The organism is Vreelandella sp. H-I2 (genome assembly GCF_052959335.1).
In genome coordinates, this window is the sequence record NZ_JBRAMC010000002.1 from 274,574 (window position 1) to 298,336 (window position 23,763).

General features: G+C 56.2%; 13 protein-coding genes. 1 reads left to right on the forward strand and 12 read right to left on the reverse strand.

The features are described from left to right. Nucleotides 1-45 precede the first annotated feature (45 nt). Nucleotides 46-1,044 carry a TRAP transporter substrate-binding protein gene (locus ACUVOF_RS05840; RefSeq protein ID WP_447043445.1) on the reverse strand — a complete coding sequence of 333 codons (999 nt, stop codon included), beginning with the start codon at nucleotides 1,042-1,044 and terminating at the stop codon, nucleotides 46-48. A gap of 59 nt (nucleotides 1,045-1,103) precedes the next feature. Continuing rightward, nucleotides 1,104-1,931, reverse strand: a complete 828-nt coding sequence (locus ACUVOF_RS05845; protein ID WP_447043446.1) for a phosphogluconate dehydrogenase C-terminal domain-containing protein — start codon at nucleotides 1,929-1,931, stop codon at nucleotides 1,104-1,106. A gap of 234 nt (nucleotides 1,932-2,165) precedes the next feature. On the opposite strand from ACUVOF_RS05845, the gene ACUVOF_RS05850 reads away from it, so the two are divergent. Beyond that, a complete protein-coding gene (locus ACUVOF_RS05850; protein WP_447043447.1) occupies nucleotides 2,166-2,876 on the forward strand; it encodes a transcriptional regulator NanR in 711 nt (236 codons plus the stop codon). A gap of 55 nt (nucleotides 2,877-2,931) precedes the next feature. Here the strand turns inward: ACUVOF_RS05850 and ACUVOF_RS05855 are convergent, their stop codons facing one another. From ACUVOF_RS05855 to glgA, 10 genes are all read right to left on the reverse strand, one after another. Then, entirely contained in the window at nucleotides 2,932-4,167 is a 1,236-nt protein-coding gene (locus ACUVOF_RS05855; protein ID WP_447043448.1) for a cation:proton antiporter domain-containing protein, read from the reverse strand. 236 nt (nucleotides 4,168-4,403) lie between these two features. Then, nucleotides 4,404-6,638 (reverse strand): 1,4-alpha-glucan branching protein GlgB, encoded by a 2,235-nt coding sequence (gene glgB, locus ACUVOF_RS05860; protein WP_447043449.1) that lies wholly within the window; start codon nucleotides 6,636-6,638, stop codon nucleotides 4,404-4,406. Continuing rightward, the gene (gene treS, locus ACUVOF_RS05865; protein ID WP_447043450.1) at nucleotides 6,631-9,978 is read right to left on the reverse strand and encodes a maltose alpha-D-glucosyltransferase; all 3,348 of its coding nucleotides are present in this window, start codon (nucleotides 9,976-9,978) and stop codon (nucleotides 6,631-6,633) included. The genes glgB and treS overlap by 8 nt, the downstream gene beginning before the upstream one ends. 103 nt (nucleotides 9,979-10,081) lie before the next feature. Continuing rightward, the gene (locus tag ACUVOF_RS05870) at nucleotides 10,082-12,121 is read right to left on the reverse strand and encodes an alpha-1,4-glucan--maltose-1-phosphate maltosyltransferase (RefSeq protein WP_447043451.1); all 2,040 of its coding nucleotides are present in this window, start codon (nucleotides 12,119-12,121) and stop codon (nucleotides 10,082-10,084) included. A 58-nt stretch (nucleotides 12,122-12,179) separates the two neighbouring features. Next, nucleotides 12,180-14,378 (reverse strand): glycogen debranching protein GlgX, encoded by a 2,199-nt coding sequence (gene glgX, locus ACUVOF_RS05875; RefSeq protein WP_447043452.1) that lies wholly within the window; start codon nucleotides 14,376-14,378, stop codon nucleotides 12,180-12,182. Nucleotides 14,379-14,474: 96 nt separating this feature from the next. Beyond that, on the reverse strand, nucleotides 14,475-15,140 hold the full coding sequence (locus ACUVOF_RS05880) for a DUF2934 domain-containing protein (protein ID WP_447043453.1): 666 nt from the start codon (nucleotides 15,138-15,140) through the stop codon (nucleotides 14,475-14,477). Between the two features lie 18 nt (nucleotides 15,141-15,158). Beyond that, nucleotides 15,159-17,984: a malto-oligosyltrehalose synthase gene (gene treY / locus ACUVOF_RS05885; RefSeq protein ID WP_447043454.1), complete on the reverse strand. Its 2,826-nt coding sequence runs from the start codon at nucleotides 17,982-17,984 to the stop codon at nucleotides 15,159-15,161. Next, a complete protein-coding gene (gene malQ / locus ACUVOF_RS05890) occupies nucleotides 17,977-20,118 on the reverse strand; it encodes a 4-alpha-glucanotransferase (RefSeq protein ID WP_447043455.1) in 2,142 nt (713 codons plus the stop codon). Before malQ ends, treY begins: the two co-directional genes overlap by 8 nt. Then, a complete protein-coding gene (gene treZ, locus ACUVOF_RS05895; protein WP_447043456.1) occupies nucleotides 20,115-21,947 on the reverse strand; it encodes a malto-oligosyltrehalose trehalohydrolase in 1,833 nt (610 codons plus the stop codon). The genes malQ and treZ overlap by 4 nt, the downstream gene beginning before the upstream one ends. 15 nt (nucleotides 21,948-21,962) lie before the next feature. Then, the gene (gene glgA / locus ACUVOF_RS05900; RefSeq protein WP_447043457.1) at nucleotides 21,963-23,642 is read right to left on the reverse strand and encodes a glycogen synthase GlgA; all 1,680 of its coding nucleotides are present in this window, start codon (nucleotides 23,640-23,642) and stop codon (nucleotides 21,963-21,965) included. Nucleotides 23,643-23,763: the final 121 nt, after the last annotated feature.

The window sequence follows — 23,763 nt, forward strand, 5'->3', positions numbered from 1 at the left end:
GGGAGAAAATGCCTCCCGAAAGGGAGGCATGCAGCAAAGGGTGGCTCACTCGGTTGCGCGGATACGCTCTAGTAGTTCACTGCCATACTGGTCGGCGTAGCGTTCGTAGGCAGGTTCGGCGGCGGCACGGAACTGCTCGTAGTCGATCTCGGTCACCACTTCCATGCCGTTACTACGCAGCAAATCAACGCCTTCCTCTTCGATACGCTGGACGGCATCGCGTGAAGTTTGAGCGGCTACCTGGGCGGCCTCTCGGAACCAGCCCCGCTGCTCTTCACTCAGGTCATCCCAATAGATTTTGGACATCACTAGGGCAGTGGGGGAGTAAACATGGCCAGTCAGCGTCAGGTAATCCTGAATCTCCCACATATTATTCACGGTCAAAATGGGTATTGGGTTCTCTTGGCCGTCGATGGTGCCTTGCTGAAGGGCCGTAATGACTTCTGTCCAAGAAATGGGTGTTGGTGCGGCGCCCAAGGCTTTGAAGGTTTCCAGATGCACCTGGTTCTCCATGGTACGAATCTTCATGCCTTCCATGTCTTCGGGCGTTTCGACCGGGCGCACGCTATTGGTGAGGTGCCGAAAACCGTTTTCCGCCCAGGCCAAACCAATTAAGCCTTCGTCTTCGAACTCCTCCAGTAACGATTGACCAATCTCGCCATCCAGCACTTTATGGGCGTGATCGTAGTCGCGGAACAAGAACGGGAAATCGAGGGCGTAAACCGAGGGTACGAAATTACCGATAGGGCCGGTGGAGGTTAGTGTCAGCTCTACTGAACCGATCTGAAGGCCTTCAAGCACATCGCGTTCGCCGCCTAATGCACTGGCAGGGCGCAGATTGATTTTAAATTCACCGTCGCTAAGCCGATCAATCTCTTCGGCAAACGCTTGGCCGGCCTCACCATAGTGGGAGTTGAGTGGTGGCGTGAACGCTAGATTCATCTCTTGAACGGCAAACGCTGAGGTGCTGGCGGTCAGTACAAGGAGTGAGGCGAGGGTGGCCGCAATGTTGACTGAGGTTTTGTTGAGCTTGTAGGTGGTCATGTTCTACTCCAGTTTGTTGTAATTAGCGTTAGAGCTGAGGTGTTTATGTCGCATTAACCCTAGGTAATACGCCGAATGCTTTCGGCAATTTCTTCAGGCTCAAATACGCGTTTCCAGTCATCGCGCATCAACTGGGGTTTGCCATTTTCAATCGCTTTATTGCAGGCATCGGAGAATACGCCGGGCTGCTCCTCGAAAATGACTGCTGCCAGAATATTCATATGGCCGAGTAAAAAGTCTCGCGCGCACTCTTGGTCAACGCCGCGGGCGACGACTTCATCCATTGCTTCGCGCATTACTACCAGCAGCGTGGCGCATACGGTTTCAGAAAGGCCGGGCTCAAGCAGTGCCATCTGCTCAACCGACACTCGATGTGAGCGAACCACAGGGGCATAAAGGGTTTTCGCGATTGCTTCGCCTAATGCATAAAGCTCTTCAGGCCCCTGCATCAGGGCATTGACGATATGTTGCTTGGCCTTAGCGCCGCCAAAGTAGTCACGTTTGGCATCTAGATCCGTTTCATCATTGAAGATCGGCGGGTGGCAAGGGTGTGTCACGAAGTAGACCAAGTCGTCACGATTGGGTAGGTGGCCGGCAAAAGGAGCCGCAGCATCCAGTGTGATTACCATGGTGCCGCTGGCCATCAGTGGAGATAACTCTTCCGCGACGCGCCCCGCTAGCGTGTCGGGAACCGCGAGTATCACTACTTGGGCCTCGGGAACGGCCTGATGGGCATCTACGCAGCTAATCCCCAGGCCTTCTGATAGGCGCTGACGGCCTGCGTCACTCAATTCAACGTGGCTGACGGCGTAATCTGATTGTTGCAGGTTGCTTGACAGGCGATAGCCCATTTTTCCGCCTGCGCCGATAAGGGCAATGTTGGTCATAGCAGACTCCAATGAAGGGGTTGCATGGCGCTAGCCATGTGTTGGCCGAGGGTCTAAAGGGAAAGAGTCGATTGCTCGGCAACTGGTATGATGACATAATATCTATAGCAGTCTGTCAAATGCTGCTTTGGTCGCATGTAAGTAAATTGTGCCCCATTTGCAGTAGTGCAGCGTTAGACTGCAGACGCTCATTGGATAACCAAGCCGCTGTTTGGCTTGTGAGGAGAAATCGCCGTGCAACCAGCCCCTAAAATTACTCGGCGCAAGCTGTCAGATGAGGTGTTTGATCGACTGTATGAAATGATTGAAGCGGGCCAATACAAGCCTGGTGATACGCTGCCTTCCGAGCGCGAGCTGATGGATAGCTATGGCGTGGGAAGGCCGGCAATCCGTGAGGCGATGCAAACGCTGGAACGTATTGGACTTGTCGAGATTAATCATGGTCAGCGCCCTAAAGTACTGCAGCCGACGGCGGTAGGATTGATGTCCCAGATCGATTTAACCGCTCGTCACATGCTCGCTAGCTCGCCACAGTCGCTTGAACAACTTAAAGAAGCGCGCACCTTCTTTGAGCTGGGAATGGTAGAGAAGGCGACAGGTCAGGCTTCTGCGGCAGACATTGCTCACTTGAGAGAGCTGTTAGAACAGCAGCGCGGGCATTTAAATGGCGATGCTCAAGCCTTTATCGAGGTCGATATGGCCTTTCATACAGCCATTGCCGGAATAACCCGCAATCCGATTTTTATGGCAACTAGCCAAGCCATGCTGGGTTGGTTAGCGCGTTTTCACGCTAGTTTGCTGCACTGGGAGGGGAATGAAGATATTACCCTGCTGGAGCACGCCAAAATTATTGACTGCATCGAGCAAGGAGATAAGGAGGCTGCTGTAGAGGAGATGCGCAAACATTTAGAGCGCGCACGTCTGCTTTATTGCTTGAACAGTTAACCCTACAGCGACAGAAGCCGAAGAAGTAATGTTTAGAAAAAAGTAGAAGGCACTCTTATAACGATGCCCTGGCATCCTTCAACCGCCGGTAGAGATGCGAAAGCGGCATGGCGGTTAGTCCATGTACCACGATGGATGAAACAACGATCAAGCTCACCACGGGCCAAAGCTCCGCAACGTCTGTTTTATGATGGGCCAATGCCGCGTAGTAAAGCGCGGCGACCCCAATTGGCCCAAACCAGCCCGAGAAACTGCCGTCCAGCTTGCTTGGAAGGTCATTAAGATGCCCGCCTAGCAGTAGGAATAACGGCAACCGGCGGAGGAAAAGCACGCCAATAACAAGCGCCAGTGCCGGCCATCCCAAGGACATCCATTCGTTCCAGGGAATCATTAAACCGAGCAGGATGAATATTGGTGAAGTAAAAAAACGGTCCACCCCCTCGACGACCCTTTCTTCCTCCTGGCGTTCTGACGCGTTGACTTGTTGATCGAACGCTAACCCCGCCACGAACACGGCAAGAATTCCATTGCTTCCAATCAGCTTCACTGCGGCAAGAGTAGTGAGCGCAAGCGCGGTTGTTACCATTAACATCGACGATTGGTCGATAGTCTTTTTTTCTTCAGCTTTGCGCATCGTAAAGCCTACCGTATAGCCGATCAGGGCTCCGGCTACGAAGGCCACTAAAATATCGCCAAAAATGACACCTAGAATCTGCATAGTCATGGATTGGCCAGTTGGAAGCGTCAGCAAAAACACGGCAACCATGACAAAGATGAACGCAAGCCCATCATTGGCGCCCGATTCACTTGAAATTATCTGACGTAGATAAGCGGGAAGATTTTCTTTTGCAACGGGCCCGGTCACGAGGGTCGAAGCAACCACCGGATCAGTTGGGGTAATCGCTGCACCGATGAGTAGAGCGGCTCCTATTGGCAAGCCGAGTGTCCAACCTGTTAAAGCGCTGCTACATAGCCACATGAACGGCATACCCACCAGCAGTAAAAAGCAAAGTGGTCGCCAGTGGTTAAAAATATAGGATTTGGGTAAGCGCAGTGCGATACCCATCAAGCCAATCGCGATAGCTAAGCGGGCCACTTGTTCCAAAATGGCCATTTCGTTACTCCACTGCGCTGGTTCTAGAAATCCAAACCCAGTAGGTCCCAACACAACCCCGACGAGCAACAAGGTGACTGAGTCGGGTAAACCGATCCGCTTTAGCGGTGTTGATAATAGTCCCAGAAATAGCGCGCTAGCAGCAACGACTAATAACCCAATATTAAATTCGTGCATCCGTTCGCTCGCTTGTTAATAATATTTTTTAGTCTCTTTTCACACCGAGGACAAAGGAACGTAGTTGAAAGCTGTCCTTCAAAACTGTTCGTCAAAACTGGTCTTCAAAGCTGGTTTTCAAAGAGTGTGCTTCAAAGCCTAGTTCTTCAAAGACGCCGCATTCAAACTACTATCCCTTTCCTCGGTGACTCATATCTCCTAATGACTTGATCCAGTTCAATAACTATTACGCGCTATCAACGCGTGCTCGGGGTTTCGACCGGGCGTAACAGCAGTACCGCCAGTGGTGGTAGGGTGAGTTCTAGGCTGGCGATTTGTCCATGAAGAGGAGAGTCTTCAGCTGTTAGTTGGCCCAGGTTGCCCATGTTGGAACCTCCATAGCACTCGGCGTCACTGTTAAGGCGTTCTTCCCAGCCACCGGCAAGCGGCACGCCCAGGCGATAACCCATTCGTGGCACCGGCGTCATATTGGCAACGACCAGCAGCGGCTCACCGGCGGCACTCCAGCGCAGCCAAGCAAAAACGCTATTGGTGTTGTCATTGCCCACGACCCAAGTAAACCCTTGTGGTTCGCTATCGCATTCGTGCAGAGCGGGTAGCTCCCCGTAGCAGCGGTTAAGATCGCTTAATAATCGGCGAACACCGGCATGGCGGCCTTCGGCGAGTAGTGACCAATCCAGCTCACGGTCGTGGCTCCACTCACGCCACTGGCCGAACTCGCAGCCCATAAACAGTAACTTTTTACCGGGCTGAGCCCACATGATTGAAAGATAAGCACGCAGGTTAGCAAACTGTTGCCACTCATCGCCTGGCATCTTGCAGATCAGTGAGCCCTTACCGTGTACTACCTCGTCGTGAGAAATGGGTAATACGTAGCGTTCGGAGAAAGCATAGACCATTGGAAAGGTCATATCGTGATGCGAGTAGGTACGGTAAACCGGGTCCTTGGCGATATATTCCAAGGTGTCGTGCATCCAGCCCATGTTCCATTTATAGGCGAAGCCCAACCCCCCCTCATCGGTTGGCTGGGTAACGCCGGGCCAAGCGGTGGATTCCTCGGCGATCACGACTGTGCCTGGGGCTTCTTCACTGATGACGTCATTAAGGTGGCGAAGGAAGTCTATCGTCTCAAGATTCTCATGACCGCCATAACGGTTGGGAATCCACTCGCCTTCGTTGCGGGAGTAGTTGCGATAGAGCATCGAGGCAACGGCATCGACGCGCAGTGCATCGACATGGAAGTGCCTCAGCCAATGCAGTGCCGAGGCGAGCATAAATCCATGCACTTCACGCCTGCCCAAATTGTAGATGTAGGTGTCCCAATCCTGATGGAACCCCTCGAAAGGATGCTCATATTCGTACAAGGCAGTACCGTCGAAGCGCGCCAGGCCATGGGGGTCGGTAGGAAAGTGGGCCGGTACCCAATCAAGAATGACACCCAGCCCGGCGCGATGGCACTCATCGACGAAGTAGGCAAAGTCGGCAGGCTTGCCGAAACGGGCACTGGGTGCAAACTGGCTCAGCGGCTGGTAGCCCCAGGAACCGCCAAAGGGATGCTCCATGATCGGCAATAGTTCGACATGGGTGAAACCCATTTCCAACACATAAGGAATCAGTTGCTCGGCCAGATCACGCCAGCTATAGAGTTCGCCGTTGTCGCCGCCATGTTTGCGCCAGGAGGCGGCGTGCACCTCGTAGATGCTAATTGGCCGAGATGGGTCATGTGATTTTTGCCGCTGAGCAATCCATTCTTCGTCATGCCAGGTAAAAGGCGTGGTATCGGCCACCACCGAGGCGGTAGAGGGCGGTGCTTCGGTGGCTAAAGCAACAGGGTCAGCGCGAAGGCCAATGGCACCGTGGGCCTCGACAACCTCATACTTGTACGATTCCCCAGGCCCGATGCGCGGTACGAATATCTCCCACACGCCGGCGGAAATACGCAGGCGCATCACATGACGGCGACCATCCCAGCTATTGAAATCACCCACCACCGACACACGTTTGGCATTGGGTGCCCAGACGGCGAAGCGCACACCGTCGACGCCATCCACCGCCATGGGCTGAGCACCCAGACAGTGCCCAAGGTTACGGTGATTGCCTTCGCCTAGCAGGTAGAGGTCCATTTCGCCCAGTAGCAGCCCGAAACTATAAGGGTCCTCGGTTATCTGTTCGCCTTGGGGCCAGCGAATGCGCAGCAGATAGGGAGCCGCATGCGGCAGCCTCGCAGCGAACAAGCCGGGGATCTGCATGCTGGTCAGGCAGCAACGCAACGTGCCGCCTTCGCGGTCGAGAACATCAACCCCCACTGCGCCAGGTAGGAAGACGCGCAAGAACTGGCCTTCGTCATCGGTATGAATGCCGAGGATCGAGAAGGGATCATGGTGATTTCCCTGTGCCAGGGCGTCGGCGTCTTCCTCGGTCAACCACAAGCTGCGATCCAAAATGGGCTGGGTGTGAATAACTTCATTCATGTGGCTCTCCTGGGCTGAGTTGTTCGATGATCGCAGCTAAGCCGCGCAACGGTACACCCAGCCATGCAGGGCGGTTGGCGGCTTCGTAGGCGATCTCGTAGGCCGTCTTTTCGAGGACAAACAGATCGACCGCAGCGGCGGCTCCGCTTGCTTTCTTCCATTCGTGGGGCATTTCCAGTGTTGCCTGCCAATAAGCGTTGAGGAATGCTTGCCGTCCTCTGAGCAGGTACTGCTCCACGACAGCGTGGCCGGTAGCGGTGTTTGAATCGACGACTTCATTTTCGCCTGGCCGAGCCTCTTCCACCTTGGCATAGGCATAGTCGAAAGAGCGCAACATGCCAGCGACATCACGCAGCGGGCTATCCTTAGCACGACGTTCTTCCAGGGGTCTGGCCGGTTCGCCTTCAAAGTCGATGATGTAGGCATCATCATGGGCCACCAATACTTGACCGAGATGCAGGTCGCCATGGATACGGGTGATCAGGCTGCCTTCGGCCATTTCAGCCATCATCTTAATGGACGCCATAAGTGCATCACGCCGATTCAGGATCGCATCGGCAAGCTGCTGCTCGGCTTCGTCAGCGCTGCTCTTGTGCTGCTTAAGCAAGTCCAACGCTTCCTCGACGCGCTGCGTTACGCGCTGCGTCCAGTGTTCTACATGGGATGAGCCCGCGACATCAGGCGCAAACGCCGGATCATCGCTTGGCATTGCCAGTACCATATGCAATTCACCCAGCCGACGCCCTAGCGTAGCCGCAAACTCTTCCAGCTCCTCGAACGCACCGTAGCGGGCTTCCTCCCGTGGTTCACTACCCCGCTCGTCATCCGCCACCGCTTCACGAATCGCTCGCTCCAGCTTGGAGCGAGTCCACGCCCAGGCATCGCCCTGGTTGTCGATGAAGCCTTGCAGGATCATTAGGGTCTGTGTGGTTCCCTCTTCGAGCCGGGTTACCACGCCGTAAAGGGGTACGGTATGCGTAAAGCCTCGCTCGGTCAGGTAGCTGCCGATTTCCGCTTCGGGATGAATGCCTGGCTCCAGGCGCCGAAACAGCTTGAGCACTAACTGATGGTTAATGATGATCGAGCTATTGGACTGTTCGGCACTCTGTTGCACTATCTCCGGATGCTCAGGAAGCGTCAGATCGGCGAAGGCCGCCGTTGGCAAGAAATGGACTTCTCCCTGCTCATAGGGCACTACGCTGCCTAACTGCATGCCTTCCAGCACCGCTAGCGTAAAGGCATCCAGGGTGACCGCATCGGTTAGCAGCCCGACTTCATGGAAGCGACGAACCCGCGCCATGGCGAGTTGTTGCGGTAGCGGATTGCTCTGCTCATCCTCGCCCAGGAAAGCCAGTGGCAGTTGGTAGCGCTCACTGCCTTGGCCATGTTTGACCTCCAGCTCGCTTAACAGCAGCGAATGCCCGCTGTGCTCAAGGCTGACGGTGGCGTGTAAACGGATCTCCTCAATACGCGCCTGCTTGGCGGCGAACCAGCGCCGCTTAGGCAGGTAGTTGGGGAGCGTTTCGCGTTCGAGTAATCGTCTGGGCGTTTCGTTGAAAATCTCTTCAAGACGCTTTTTGATAATGAGGGTGACGTAATCCGGCATTGGCTCAGGTACCGGAACATGCCACTCCGGCATGGCGGTCGCGGGAGCTAGCAGGAACCAGAAAAAACCGTAGGGGGGAAGGGTCAGCAAGTAGGCCAGTTTACCCACCGGCGGAAAGGCGCTACCGCCGACCATTTCTACTGGCACCTTTCCGGCAAAAGCGGACAGGTCGAGCTCCACTGCCTGGGCGGTACTGGCCACATTGGCCACACACAGCAATGTTTCTGTCTCGCCATTATCGAGCGTCATCTCACGTAGGTAGGCGAGAATATGCCGGTTGGCGGGGTAGAGCGGTCGCATGGTGCCACGGCTGAAGGCGCGATGCTGGCTACGCACTGCGAGTAGCCTACGCATATTATTGAGCAACGAATGCGAATCACGCACCTGCGCTTCGACATTGACGGTCTGATACCCATAGAGCGGGTCCATGATCGGTGGGAGCACCAGCCGTGCCGGATCGGCACGAGAGAAGCCGCCGTTGCGGTCCACCGACCATTGCATGGGCGTACGTACGCCATCACGGTCGCCGAGATAAATATTGTCGCCCATGCCGATTTCATCGCCGTAATACAACACCGGTGTACCCGGCATAGAAAGCAGCAGGCTGTTAAGCAGTTCAATACGTCTCCGGTCACGCTCCAGCAGCGGCGCTAACCGTCGGCGGATGCCCAAATTGATACGCGCTCGGCGGTCGGCGGCGTAGTGATTCCAGAGATAATCGCGCTCCTTATCGGTGACCATTTCCAGGGTCAGCTCGTCGTGGTTGCGCAGAAAGATCGCCCACTGGCAGGTGGCGGGTATTTCTGGGGTCTGGCGCAGAATGTCGGTAATCGGGAAACGGTCTTCTTGGGCCAGCGCCATGTACATGCGTGGCATCAACGGGAAATGGAACGCCATGTGGCATTCGTCGCCATCGCCGAAATAGGGTCGGGTATCTTCGGGCCATTGATTGGCTTCAGCGAGCAGCATGCGATCGGGGTAACGTTCATCAAGCACCGCACGAATCTTTTTTAGCACGACATGCGTTTCGGGCAGGTTCTCGTTGTTGGTGCCTTCACGCTCGACCAGATACGGAATGGCGTCCAGGCGCAGGCCATCGACGCCCATATCGAGCCAGTACTCCATTACCTTGATCACCTCGTCAAGCACCACGGGGTTGTCAAAGTTAAGGTCCGGCTGATGTGAATAGAAGCGGTGCCAGTAGTAGGCGCCAGCGACCGGGTCCCAGGTCCAGTTGGACGATTCGGTATCAAGAAAAATGATCCGTGTGCCGGGGTATTTTTGGTCGGTGTCCGACCACACGTAGAAATCGCGTTCCGGCGAGCCTGCCGGCGCTTGCCTGGCACGCTGAAACCATTCGTGCTGGTCGGACGTATGGTTGATAACCAGCTCAGTCAATACGCGTAGGCCGCGTCGGTGCGCTTCTTTGATGAAGCGCTGGGCGTCTTCCAGCGTGCCGTAATCAGGGCTAACGCTGGTATATTCAGCGATATCGTAACCATCATCGCGACGTGGCGAGGGATAGAATGGCAATATCCAGATCGTGTTCACGCCCAGGCTGACGATATAGTCGAGTTTCTGAATCAAGCCTTCGAAATCACCGATGCCGTCGTCATTGGCGTCGAAGAAGGCCTTGACATGTACTTGGTAGATGACGGCGTCCTTATACCAGAGTGGGTCATCGAGAAAATCCATGGCCTCGACGGCGTGTCTTTCGCTACTGGCATCCATCATTGGCTTGCCCTCTCTGTTTTCATCGGTATGAACAAATCGATCCGGATCATTCGTTGCAAACGAATCGCTTTCGAATCCAATTCAACTAGGTCGTCACGCATGGCTATTGGATGGGGCGAATACGCCAGATGGCGAATGGCAGTGCCGCCGGATCGAGCCGCATCGACTGCCATTTGCCATACCACGTCCAATGCCTGCCGCTCATTAGATCCTCCACGTGCAGTGCCGCCTCATCGGGAAGGTCGAACAGCCCCAAGGGCAATTCGAATGCGCCCTCCTGCGCCTCGAAGGGATCAAGATTCACGGCGATAAGGACAACGTTATCGCGTGTCTTGGTGCCCTTGGCGAACAGTAACAAGCGGTCGTTGTGTACCGGATAGAAGGTCAAACCCAGGTGGGTATGCAGTGCTGGGTTCTCGCGTCGGATTCGGTTGAGTTGGGCGATCTCGTAGACGATATTGCCGGGAGCACTGTAGTCGCGCGGGCGAATCTCATACTTCTCGGAGTCGAGGTACTCCTCTTTGCCGGGTACTGGCGCGCCTTCACACAACTCGAACCCTGAGTACATGCCCCATAGCCCTGAACCCATGGTGGCCAGCGCCGCACGAATCAAAAAGCCAGCCCGCCCAGACGATTGCAGGAAGTAGGGGTTAATATCGGGTGTATTGACGAAGAAGTTGGGCCGGTACCCATCACGAAGCGGCGATTCATTGAGTTGAGTAAAATACTCGGTCAACTCGGCCTTGGTATGACGCCAAGTGAAGTAGGTATAGCTTTGAGTGAAGCCCAGCTTGCCCAGGCGCAGCATCATGGCCGGTCGGGTGAAAGCTTCGGCCAGGAAGATGACGTCCGGATCACGGCGACGAATATCGGCAATTAACCATTCCCAGAAGGGCAGTGGCTTGGTATGCGGATTATCAACACGAAATATTTTTACGCCTTCATCAACCCAACCTTGAACGACATCACGAAGTTCGATCCATAACGAGGGGATGGCGTCTTCGGCGTAGAAGTCGACGTTGACAATATCCTGATACTTTTTGGGCGGGTTTTCGGCGTAGCGGATTGAACCGTCGGGCCGCCAGGAAAACCAGCCTGGATGCTCTTTTAGCCATGGGTGGTCCGGTGAGCACTGAATGGCGAAGTCGAGCGCTATCTCCAGCCCGTGTTCATTGGCGACACGTACCAGGTCGCGGAAATCTTCACGGGTGCCGAGTTGCGGGTGAATAGCCTCATGCCCGCCTTCTTCGCTGCCGATGGCGTAGGGGCTGCCTGGGTCATCCGGTCCTGCTTCAAGGCTGTTGTTAGGGCCTTTGCGATGCGCCCGACCGACCGGGTGAATGGGCGGAAAATAGAGCACATCAAAGCCCATATCGCGGATCAATGGCAGGCGCCTATGAACATCCTTGAACGTACCATGGCGATTAGGATCGTCGGTTTCCGAGCGGGGGAACAGTTCGTACCAGCTGGCAAAGCGCGCCTTGAGTCTCTCCACTTCAAGCGGATAATGCGTGTCGCTTCTGGTTAGATGCGGGCGAGTATCCGCTTCGTGCATCAACCTGGCGGTGTCACCGTCAAGCAGCAGCGCGACACGGTCGGCATCATGCTGTGCTAACTGAAACTGCTCATGGACGGCTCCTAATGCTGCGCTGAGCACTCCATTGTCGTTTTCAGAGGCGCGCTCAGCCGCGCGTTCGATCAGTTGCCTGCCTTCTTCAAGCTCGAGCTCGACCGGCACCCCCGCCTGGTGTTTTTTGGAAAGTTCGTAATGGTAGGTGGCATAAATATCCCACCAGGCTTCGATGATAAAACGGTGGTCTCCCACCCGCTGAGGCGTGAAACTTCCCTCCCAGATATCCAATCCGAGGGGTTCTATCTGGCGCATGGGTACGCGTTGCTGTTGGCCCTGATCGTCCTGCCAGCAGATCGCGGCTGACAGCACATCATGACCGTCAGCGAAGATGGTCGCTTTTACAACGACCGGTTCATTAACAATCGCTTTAGCAGCAAAACGTCCCTGGTCAAGGGAGGGGGTGACGGATTCGATGGCAATGCGTGGTGCCTGTGTAGCCGCTATTACCTGGCTTGGATCCTGCTCTTGCGCCGGGACTGCCCCGGACGTGGGATAAACAGTTGAACTCATCGCATGCTTCTCCTTGCAACGCGGAAACGACAGCGGAGATCTCCGCGCTGCCTCATCTCTAGATAACGGCGTTATCAGCCTGCTGCACTAGCTCCAATAGGGCCAATGAGCGACCTTCCATCCTATGTTCCTCACCAAAGGCGCGCTGGAAAGGGGTTTCCTCTATGGTGTGGCTAGTATCAAGGCGGCATAACCAACCGCTGCCGCTTGGTGCTTCCGGTAACTGAAAAGCCACTGCGTCGTGGTGAGCATTGAAAATTAGCAACAAGGTGACATCAGCGCCGGCACGGCGTATGCCCGTCGGCTGGGCGCGACCGTCCAGTAACAGGCCGAGTGTGCGTGCCTCGGCATCCTCCCAACGCTCAATGTCCATTTCGGCACCATCCGGCGCGAGCCATGTGACTTCTTTGAGCCCCATTTCCTCGTTGTACTCGCCGGAGAGGAAGCGTCCACGCCGCAGAATCGGGTAGCGTAGTCGAAGCGCAATCACCCGCCGGAGGTACTCGATCATGGCGTGGGCGTCACCATCAAGGTTCCAATCCACCCAACTGATCTCATTGTCCTGACAATACGCATTATTGTTGCCCTGCTGGGTGCGCAAGAGCTCATCGCCAGCCAGCAACATGGGCGTTCCTTGGGAGAACAGGGTGGTCGCAATGAAGTTGCGGATCTGACGCAACCGCAGTGCTTGTATCTCGGCATCGTCACTGGGACCCTCTGCGCCATGGTTCCACGATAGGTTGTGGTCATGGCCATCCATGTTGTCCTCACCGTTCGCCTCGTTGTGCTTATCGTTGTAGGCAACCAGGTCGTAAAGGGTATAGCCATCGTGGGCAGTGACGAAGTTGACCGAGGCGAACGGACGCCGACCACGACGTTGGAAAAAGTCCGCCGATGCCATCAGCCGGGTGGCCAGTTCCGGCAGTTGTCCTTCATCCCCCCGCCAAAAAGCGCGCACGGTATCACGGTAGCGGTCGTTCCACTCCGCCCAGCCCGGCGGGAAACCGCCGACTTGATAACCGCCGGGACCACAGTCCCAGGGTTCGGCAATCAGCTTTACCTGGCTGAGGATAGGGTCCTGGCGGCAGGAGTCGAGAAAGCCGCCACCCTCGTCGAAGCCGTGGGGCTCACGCCCGAGTATCGTCGCTAAATCGAAGCGGAAGCCGTCTACACGCATTTCTGTGGCCCAGTAGCGCAGCGAGTCGGTGACCATCTGCAATACGCGCTGGTGGCTCAAGTTCAAGGTGTTGCCGGTGCCGGTATCGTCGATGTAGTAGCGCGGCTCTTCGGGCATCAGCCGGTAATAGGAGGCGTTGTCGATGCCTTTGAGTGAAAGCGTGGGGCCTAGCTCGTTACCCTCTGCGGTGTGGTTGTAAACCACGTCAAGGATGACTTCCAGGTCGGCGGCGTGATAACGGGCCACCAATTCCTTGAATTCATGGATACTTTCACCCGAGATATAGCGCGAGTGGGGGGCGAAAAACCCCAGCGTGTTGTAACCCCAATAGTTGCGCAGCCCCTGCTCTAAAAGGTGCTGATCATCAACGAAGGCGTGGATCGGCAATAGCTCCACCGATGACACCCCCAGTGAGCGGATGTAGTCGACGACATCGTTGACCATCAAACCGGCGAAGGTGCCGCGTAGCGCTTCGGGTACCGACGGATGGCGCATGGTGTAACCGCGAACGTGGGTCTCGTAGAGAATCGTATGATCCCAAGGCAGTTGTACCCCGCGCGAGCGCCCCCAGGTGAAGGCAGGGTCGATCACCCGGCAGCGTGGCATAAACGGCGCGCTGTCTCGCTCATCGAAACTCAAGTCGCCATCGGGATGACCGATGGTGTAGCCGAATAGCGCCTCGTCCCATTTCAGGTCGCCGACGATCTGCTTGGCGTAAGGGTCGAGTAGGAGTTTATTAGGGTTAAAACGGTGGCCTTCTTCGGGCGCGTAAGGCCCGTGCACACGGTAACCATAGAGCTGGCCAGGGCGGGCGTCAGGTAGGTAGCCGTGCCATACTTCGTCGGTGTATTCGGGCAGCTCGACACGGGCAAGCTCCCATTCGCCGGTTTCATCAAACAGACACAGTTCAACGCGGGTGGCATGGGCTGAGAACAGCGCGAAATTAACGCCTAGTCCATCCCACGTCGCTCCCAGAGGAAACGACCATCCCTCGTGGACGCGTGCGTGCTGCATGACACTGGGAGATTCATCGGTGGCAACGGACTTATCGCTGTCCCGCGAGGCCTGGCTTGTATTCATCGAATTCGTCCTTGAGCCATTGGGGCATTCAAGTGTTTAACTAATGTTTTAGCTACGGTCTTAACGACAGTTTTAACGACAGTCTTAACGACAGTCTTAACTACGGTCGTTCGTCTTAGTCGTTTTAGGTTTCTTCGCCTTTGGGGTAGTTTTTTTCGCTGTTTTGGCCTCTGTCTTTTTAGCCGCCGCAGTCTTACCCGTCTTCTTGCTTGTGCTCGTCTCTTCGGTAGTCGCCAATGAGTCGCTGCTACGGCGAGGACGGCGAGTGCGTGCCACGGTAGCGGAATCGTCAGGCAACGGTTCCATCGGACTCGCTGTATCGGCGGGGTCGGCGGGTGTTTGAGTTGGATGGCCACGATCCTGTACCGGCACGTCCTCGCCAGTCACTTCATCGAAAAGCACGTCATCGACAGGCACTTCATCGACCGGTATCTCCTCGTCAGGCATGTCCTCGCCTGTCAGGGCTTCTTCCTGAAAGGGAACTTCTGCATCTAAGTAGGGATCGCTTTCAGGGTCTTCCAGGGGCAAGCGGTTTTCCTGAATGCCGATCTCGTCCTCTTCCAGTGGCAAGTCATCCTCCAAAATAGGAGTTTCGTCTATTGGCTCGCCTACTTCTTCCAGTTCAGCTTCATTGCCCGCCACTTGCTCCGCGGCAACGATCTTCAGGGCTCTATCCCAATGGCGTTGCTGCTGTCCCTCGGGGCGTCCTTCTGCTTCCCAGATGCTGTAGGCCAGTTGACGTACGCGTTCTTCGTCAGTCATGTCAGCTCTTCCTATGTGCTATTTAGATGTGTCGCGGTATTGATGTAATGGCGAGGTAATCCAATCGCTGCTATCCGTGCCGTCATCAAGCAGGAAAACACCCACGGGTAGCTCCGCCAGCAAGGTGGCGATAGGCACACCTTGCTTACTGATCTCCAGCGATGACTCGGTCAATACGCTTTGCCAAAGACCGGCTTCGGGGAGCAAGTGCGTATCTTCCCAGCGTTGCGGGAGGATATGCGGTTGCTCGGCCTCGCCTAGTAGTTCAGTGGCCAGCCTGGGTACCACCACCAATAATTGGTAACCCGCGTAGCGTCGGGTAAAGGCCACTATGTGGTCGGCATGAACGCCGCTTACCGAGAGAGGATAGTAATCGCCGTGGATGAACAGCATAGGATAACGATGGCGTAGAGCCAGTAACTTCCCGATGATTGCTTGCTTAATGCGTCCATCACGCCACGTTAACAATGCATCTGTAGGCGTCAGCGCTTCATCCAGCGCCGCTTTACGCATCGCATGGTCGACAGGGCGGCGGTTATCGGGATCGACCAAGCTGTAGTCCCAAAATTCGGCACCCTGGTAAAGGTCGGGCACGCCGGGTACGGTCAGACGCAACACCGTCTGAACCAGGCCATTGATCGCACCCGGCAAGTCGAGCTTACGTGCCGCCGCCGCGATGGCGTCGCGCAGTGGCGGCGTCGTCATCAAGTCTTCGAGGAAAGCGCGAGAGGCGGACTCATAAGTATCATCGGGCCATAGCCAGTGGCTGCTTAACTTGGCTTCACGCAAGGCCTTTTGCTGCCACTGCGCGAGCCGCTGGACAAACGCCTGCATCTCGTCGTTGTCTAGCGGATCAAGCGTTGGTGACCAGGCACCCAGCAGGATTTGGTAAAGAATCAGTTCATCACCCGGTGAGGGGGCGGGTCCGTCGCGCAGCGACCGACGTAGTGGTGCTGCTAGCCGACGCCAATGCTCGACATGGTTAGCAAAGTCCGTGGCCTGTTCACTCAGTGCTGCCAGTCGCGCACGGACATCCTCGCCACGCTTGTGGTCGTGGGTGGCCGTGGTCACCATGGTGCGGGGAAACTGGTGACCACGCCGTACGTTCGCCTCATGAAAGCGCTTGCGAGAATGGCTGAAATGCTCGCCATCGAAGCCCACATCGTTACGTGAGATCAACACGGCGCTACGATACCCTGCGGTGTCCTCCACAGCTTTGGCGGCGACCGGCGAGGTAAGCTGCTGAAAGCGCACAATCGCGCGCTGGCGCAGTCGGCGCTCTTCATCATCAGCGACGTCACAAGGCGCTTCGCCGCCCAGCCAACGTTCCATTGCCTCTAGAACCGCAATGTCGGGTGGATTGAGTGCTTGTCGAGCCCCCTTCATTGCTTGAGCGAAGAAGGGGGCATCGGCATCAGGGCGGCCTGCATCGTCGGCATAGCTGCGGTAAATAGGAAAGTGAACAATTAATGCTTCGAGTGCTCGGCTGATCGCCGCTAGGGTAATATCCCGGCTGGCAAGCTGAGCTCGGGCAACAGCGTGTAAGCTACGAGCGCAGGCTGCAAATTCGCTGGCCAACAGCGAAGTGAGTATCTCGCGCCTGGCTAGGTGTACCTCGGTGGTAAAATCATAATCACGACCACTAACGTCATGCCATAGCCGGCTAAGGGGGGCAGCGCCAGCCGGGTCGTGCTGTATTCCCGAAACCTCGTTCATAAATTCGTAGCCACTGGTGCCGTCCACTCGCCAGTCGCAATGTAACGTCTCGCCATCACCTAATATCTTTTCTACATAGAGAGCAACATGGCGCGGTGCCTCTGCTGGTCGCTTTTCCTGCAGGGCATCAAGGCGCTGACGCAGTCGCAGGCAGTAGCTGCGAGGGTCGGCAAGCCCATCAACATGGTCGACTCGCAACCCATCGACCCAGCCTTCTTCAACCAGCCGTAACGGTAGGGCGTGAACAGCTTCAAAAACCTCCGGAATTTCGACACGTACCCCACCCAGTTCGGTAACATCGAAAAAACGCCGCCAATTAATTTCATCGGAAGCGGTGCGCCACCAGGCCAAGCGGTAATGCTGGCGCTCGAGCAAGGTATGAAGACGAGTAGCACCGTGGGGGTTCGCACTGCCGAACAGGGCGATGACAGCGTCAAGAGCCTGTCGGGCAGCGGGGGATTCCATTACCTTGCGTAGCTGATAGCGCGCATCGCCAGCAGCGGTATAGGCGTCTTCACGTTGCTGGAGGGCATCGAAAAAAGCTGCCTGTTCGTGCAGCGCGTTGTGGTCGGCAAAACGCAGTATGTCGCCGTAGTGACGTGGGTCGATGGGAAAGCGGTGCTCATGATAGTCGACATGAAACCCGGCCGTGTCGGCATCATAGCCAAGAACCAGTTCGCCTGACTGCAGTATCTCAGCGTAAGCGTCGCCTAAGAACGGCACAAGCAGCTTTCCGGTAAGCTGCGGATCATCTGAATGCCAGTCGATATCGAAGAACTCGGCATAGGGACTGTCGTTGCCCCAGGCGAGTACGTCCTGCCACCAGCGGTTTTGTGAACCGCCCACGGCCAAGTGGTTAGGGACGATATCAAGGATCAGCCCCATGCCGCGTGAGCGTAGACGCGACACCAGGCGTTCAAGCGCCGCCTCGCCGCCTAGCTCAGGGTCGATGCGCGTTGGGTCGATGCCGTCATAGCCATGGGGCGAACCCGCCCGTGACGCCTGCAGCGGTGAGGCGTAGAAATGACTAATACCCAAGTTGGCGTAATAGTCTATCCAGTGTTCGGCATCCGTCAGGGTAAAGCCGCGGTGAAACTGCAGCCGAACGGTAGCAAGGATCTCATTCATGCGTCGTCCTCCCAAACAGGGCGGACCGCGATGGCTTGCCATGGGAGATGGCCTTGCGTGTACGCGTCAGCTCGGCAAGTCGTTCACGAACCTCATCCGATACCAACAGGTCATTGGCATTGGCCGTCCAGCGCCGACGCCAATTAGGATGCTCATCCACCGTGTTGGGTAGGTTGGCTTGCTCTTCGAGCCCTAAGGCATCCTCGACCGGAAGTAATATCAGCGGTGCGGGGGTGGCGCCCAGGTGCCGTGCGCAAGCATTAAGTACTTGCGAGGCGGGAATGTCGGCTGCTTCCAGCGTTTCTGTGGTGGGCGTACCACCCAGCAAGCCCAGCGTAGTGGCCAGCTTGGCCCGCTCCTGGCGGCGAACTTTCTGTTCGCTCTCAGCGCTTTGAGTCGACTTGAGCAGGCCCAGCCGGCTGCGCCATTCGATGTCACGGCCCGCCCACCAGCCCGCGACGGTGGGCAGGTCGTGCGTCGATGTGGTGGCCATGGCATCGGAGGACCACTCGCCTGCAGCCAAGTAGTGTTGCTCTTCGTCCTGTTCGAACCAAAGCACCTGCATGCCCAATATGCCGCGTGCGGCAAGGCGTTGGCGAAAGCCAGGGGCGACAGTGCCCAGGTCCTCGCCAATAACGATGCCACGATGACGCCAGGATTCCAGCGCCACTAAGCGCAGCATATCTTCCAGCGGATAAGACAGGTAACCGCCTTCCGTGGGAGGAGCGCCATGAGGCACCAGCCATAAGCGCATTAGGCCGAGGATATGGTCGATACGCAGCCCGCCAGCATGAGCGAAGGCACTCCGTAGCATGTCGATAAAGCTACGAAAGCCTGAGTGCTTCAAGCCAAAGGGTGAAAAGGCAGCCAGACCCCAATCTTGACCCTGACCATTAAATAGGTCGGGAGGGGCACCGATAGAGACACCTTCCAGCATGTCCGTTTGGCGGCTCCACGTTTGACTGCCACCGGCATCAGCCCCCACCGCCAGATCGGCGATCAGCCCAATCGTCATGCCGCCCTCTCTGGCTGCGCGTTGGGCACGCGATAAACTGTCGGCGGTTATCCATTGCAAGAAAGCATGAAAACCTATTTCGTGGGCACGCGTCTGGGCAAAGCGGGCAATCTCCGGGCTGGCTGGGTCGCGAAGTTCGGTTGGCCATTCACGCCAGTTGCCGGGGCCGATTTCTCTCTGTAAGGCTTCGAAGCGGCAATGGTCTTCCAGTAGGTCGCCACCTGCCCGCCGAAACGCCTGCATGTCCTGGCGTAGCGCCTGGGCGGCGTTATCTTCCCGGGCCATAAAATCATCGTAAAGGTAACGCAGCCAGGAGAGCTTGGCGCGCGCAGCTTCCGGCCAGTCGAGGAAGTCATTGGCTTCCAGACGGCGTAACTCCGCCTGCAGCCCGTTACGGGCCTGGGCCTCATGGACGCACGCTTCGCCGAACAGGTTTTCAGCGGCACTGTAAAGCACGTTATAGAGTAGCCGGGTGGAGGGGGAATAAGGGCTATAGCGCTCAGGGTCGGCGCTGAACATGGCATGGGTCGGGCTAATCGCTACGGCATCCGCGCCTTGGTTGGCAGCTTGGGCGACGCAATGCTCCAATGCTAAAGCATCGCCGATACCGCCATCCCCGGGTCGGCGCAGCGCATAAAGCTGTGTCGCCAAGCCCCATAGCCTTGGCGCGGTCTTACCGCTGGCATCGGCCGGGGTGTAACACTGGTGTGGGGCAACGGCCAGGGTCAACTCGGTGTTTGCTATATGTAGCTGGTGATAGCCAATCTCCGCTACGCCGGGCATCGTGCCATCCTTGTTTAGGTAGCCTTCTACGCGACCACCTTGCTCAAGCACCAAAACAAAATCGGTGCCGGGGGGCAGCACCGAGGGCAGCGTGATCGGTGTTTCGCAGTCAACAGTAAGCAGCGGTGGCCACTCGGCAGGGCTTTCCGGCGTATGCAAACGCTTTAGGCGCTGCAAGCCTTCGTCCATGGCGGCCTCATTGTCGGTGGGAAAGCCGAGTATGCCCAGCAAGGTGCGTTGAACCTGTGCAGATAGCTGACAGGGCTCGCCGTCACTATTTTCCCATTCAAGCAATAATCCAGCCGCTTCGGCGAGTTGTCTCAGCTTATCTTTCATGCGCTTACCTCCTCGTCACCCGGATTATGGCGCAACCAAGCGGCGGCAGCGCGAGGCGGTATCCGGCCGCTCTGGGCAGCCTTTGCTACCCCCTCGTCGGTTTCATGGAGTAATTGGCCTACTCCCAGCCCCAGGGTGGCCGCTGGATGCTCCCCAAGGTTGAGTGCTATCACCAGGTGGGTTTCGTCATTCATTTGCCAGCGGGCCAGCACTGCTTTGTCGCCGAGTGCTTTAGCGCCCAGCGCTACGGCGCCTTTTAGACGTGGCACGATATGATGATGACGAAGCTTCAATAAGGTGCGATAGCGCGCCATACAGGCAGCATAGGAAGATGTTTCGCGCACGTCGAAGTCGGGGATTGAGGCTTCGAAAGTCGTTAGCGCATTAGGATCAGGAATCTGCTCGCGGCTCTTTTCATCAAGAAAGGCGCTGAAGTCGGCAAACTCTGCTCGCCGCCCTTCACGAACCGCTTGGGCGAGATCTTCATTATGTTCAGTGAAGAATAAGAAGGGCCGCTTGGAGCCCCACTCTTCGCCCATGAACAATAGCGGGACCATTGGCGAAAGCAGCAGCAATACCGTGGCCGCCGCCAGTGACTCGGCATTGGTGAGCACACTCAGACGCTCGCCGAGGGCACGGTTGCCGGTCTGGTCATGATTTTGCAGAAACGCTACGAAGGCAGTCGGCGGAAGATGAGCACTGGGCTCGCCTCTGGAATGGCCATGACGCGACGTGTCTCCCTGAAATATGAATCCTTCGCTGAGGCACCGGGCCAGCCGGGGTGTCGCGTTGTCAACGAAATCGCTGTAATAGCCTTCCTGCTCGCCGGTCAGCAGTACATGCATAACGTTGTGCCAGTCGTCGTTCCACTGAGCAGTAAACTGGTCTGGACTGAGCAGGCTGGCCGTGTTGCCTTCGTTCTCCAACACTAGATGAATATGCCGTTCAGGGGCTATCCGGGCGCGAATTGTCTCAGCCAGTTCGACCAGGAAGTCCTTTTCGCTGATGGCGTGGACGGCATCGAAACGTAAGCCATCCAGGCGATATTCCTCAAGCCACATCAAGGCGTTATCGATGAAATAACGACGTACCATAGGTTGGCGAAAGTCGATGGAGGGTCCCCATGGCGTGACCAAATCCTCACGAAAGAAGGCACCTGCGTAGTTTGCCAGGTAGTTGCCATCAGGGCCGAAGTGATTGTAGACCACATCAAGAAACACCATCAGGCCGTAGGAGTGGGCCTCGTCGATCAGCTCTTTCATGTCGTCGGGGGTACCGTAAGAGGCTTCCACCGCATAGGGAAGCACACCGTCGTAACCCCAATTACGTGCGCCAGGGAATTCAGAGACCGGCATTAGTTCAATAGCGGTAACACCCAGTTCGGCCAGGTAGGGCAGGTGTTGGCGCACGCCTTTAAAGCCACCGAGGGCGCCGACATGCAGTTCGTAAAGTACGGTTTCATGCCAGGGCCGCCCCTGCCAGGTAGGGTTTTTCCATACGTAGTGGTTTGGGTCGATCACCACGCTTGGCCCGTCAATATCACCAGCCTGAGCACGGGCGGCGGGGTCTGGCACTAGGCTTCCCCGCTCATCATTCTCATTGAATACACGGTAGCGATAGCAAGCGCCATGACCACAGGCTACGTCTGCCGTCGCGCAGCCATCACTTTCTTGATTCATGGTGACGCTGGGCAGGCCCTCAACCTCCACATCAACCCGGTGAGCCCCCGGTGCCCATAGCACGAACCGCGTTAGCCTATCCTCAACGACCTGCGCGCCGAAGGTAGGCGTTTGCAACCTGGTTTCTTGGAACTGAGTCTGTCCAAACATTGTTTGTCGCCTCTATCACCGGGTCAGTGTCGCCTCGTTTCCTGCCTGTTCAAGCGCTTGCAGGTACAGCTTGCTGTAGGGGACGATCGACTGCTTCCAGTGATAACGCCCTGTCATCGCAGCCCCGCGCATGGCGTTGAACAGGTCGGTTGACTTGTATACCGCAAAGGCGCGCTGAATGGCATGCATATAGCTACCGAACTGCATGTCGTCAAACAGGAAGCCGGTCACGCCATCCTCAATCGTATCGGCCAAGCCACCGGTACGATGAGCGATCGGTAATGAGCCGAAGCGTTGGGCATACATCTGGCTTAGTCCACAGGGTTCGAAGCGTGACGGCATAAGCAAAAAATCGCTTCCAGCGAAAAGGCAGCGAGCTTGATATTCATCGAAACCGATGTAGGCCGTAATGGCACCAGGAAAGCGAACTGCCAGTCTGCGCAGGGCTTCTTCTACATGGTGTTCGCCGCAGCCCATGAAAACGATTTGGCCGCCCGCATGGACAATAGCCTTCGCTGCCTCAATGGTCAGATCGAGCCCTTTCTGATGTACCATGCGGGATATCACTGCGAACAAAGGGCCTTGGCTGGGGGTTAACCCAAAATGACGGCGAACATAATCTGCATTGGCACGCTTACCGCGCCAATCGTTAGATGAGAAAGCCTGAACCAAATGGCTATCGGTGCGTGGATCCCAGGAGTCGTCAATACCATTGGGAATACCGCTTAAACGCCCCTGTTCGGCTTTGCAGCGAAGCAGCCCGTCCAGCCCACAGCCGAATTTTGGCGTGGTGATCTCTTGGGCGTAGGTCGCACTGACGGTGGTAACTTTCGAGGCGTAGACAATCCCCGCCTTCATAAAGGAAAGCTCGCCATAGTATTCGACGCCATCAATATTAAACGCCTCGTTTGGGATGCCGAGTGCATCAAGGCGTGAAGCATCAAACACACCCTGGTAAGCCAGGTTATGAATGGTGAAAACACTGGGGATGGGCTGCCCTTGGCCGTCCCAATGAAGGTAGGCTGGCGCCAAACCGCACGCCCAGTCATTGAGGTGTAAAAGCTGGGGCTGCCAGTCGAGGTTGGCTTTGCCTAGAGCAATATCGGCAGCCGCTCGTGACAACCTGGCGAAGCGGATGTCATTATCTTGCCAACCTTCATCTTGACCATCGCCGTAGCCGCTTGAGCCGGTGCCATAAGGGGTGCCTGCCCGTTCATAAAGTTCTGGGCATAAAAGCACATAAATGATCAGCCCATCGTCACACGTTATGCGTCCGACATCACACGCTGGCAGCCCAGCAAAGGCAGGCAAGTGACCGACGGTAATAATCTCATGCTCGGACTCGATCATTTCCCGGTAAGCCGGAATTAACACACGCACGTCATGATGTGCCGCTAATGCGCGGGGAAGTGCGGAGGAGACATCACCCAGCCCACCAACCTTAACGAAATCGGTAATTTCTGTAGTAACAAATAAAATGCGTTGTGGTGAATCGAGTTTATCTTTATGGCTTCGATCGATAACGTCATAATGACGATCGTTAATAGATTGATTTGAATGGTATCGGGAGGGCGTTTGGTTATAACTAAAAGGTGTGTCGCTAACTCTGGATTGCACTTTTTCGACACCTTCTACCATGCTCTCTTCCGACATGCTTTTATCTCTCGTAACCTCACTCAAAGCCACATCGCCCATGCTCGACCTCCCTGGATTATCATGGTCAATATCGTCTCACTAGATAGCTCGTTAAAGCTTAATGACTTTTCTAAACGCCGTTGGCTTTCCTGCCTTTAGACGTAGCATCGGAAGTCACTAC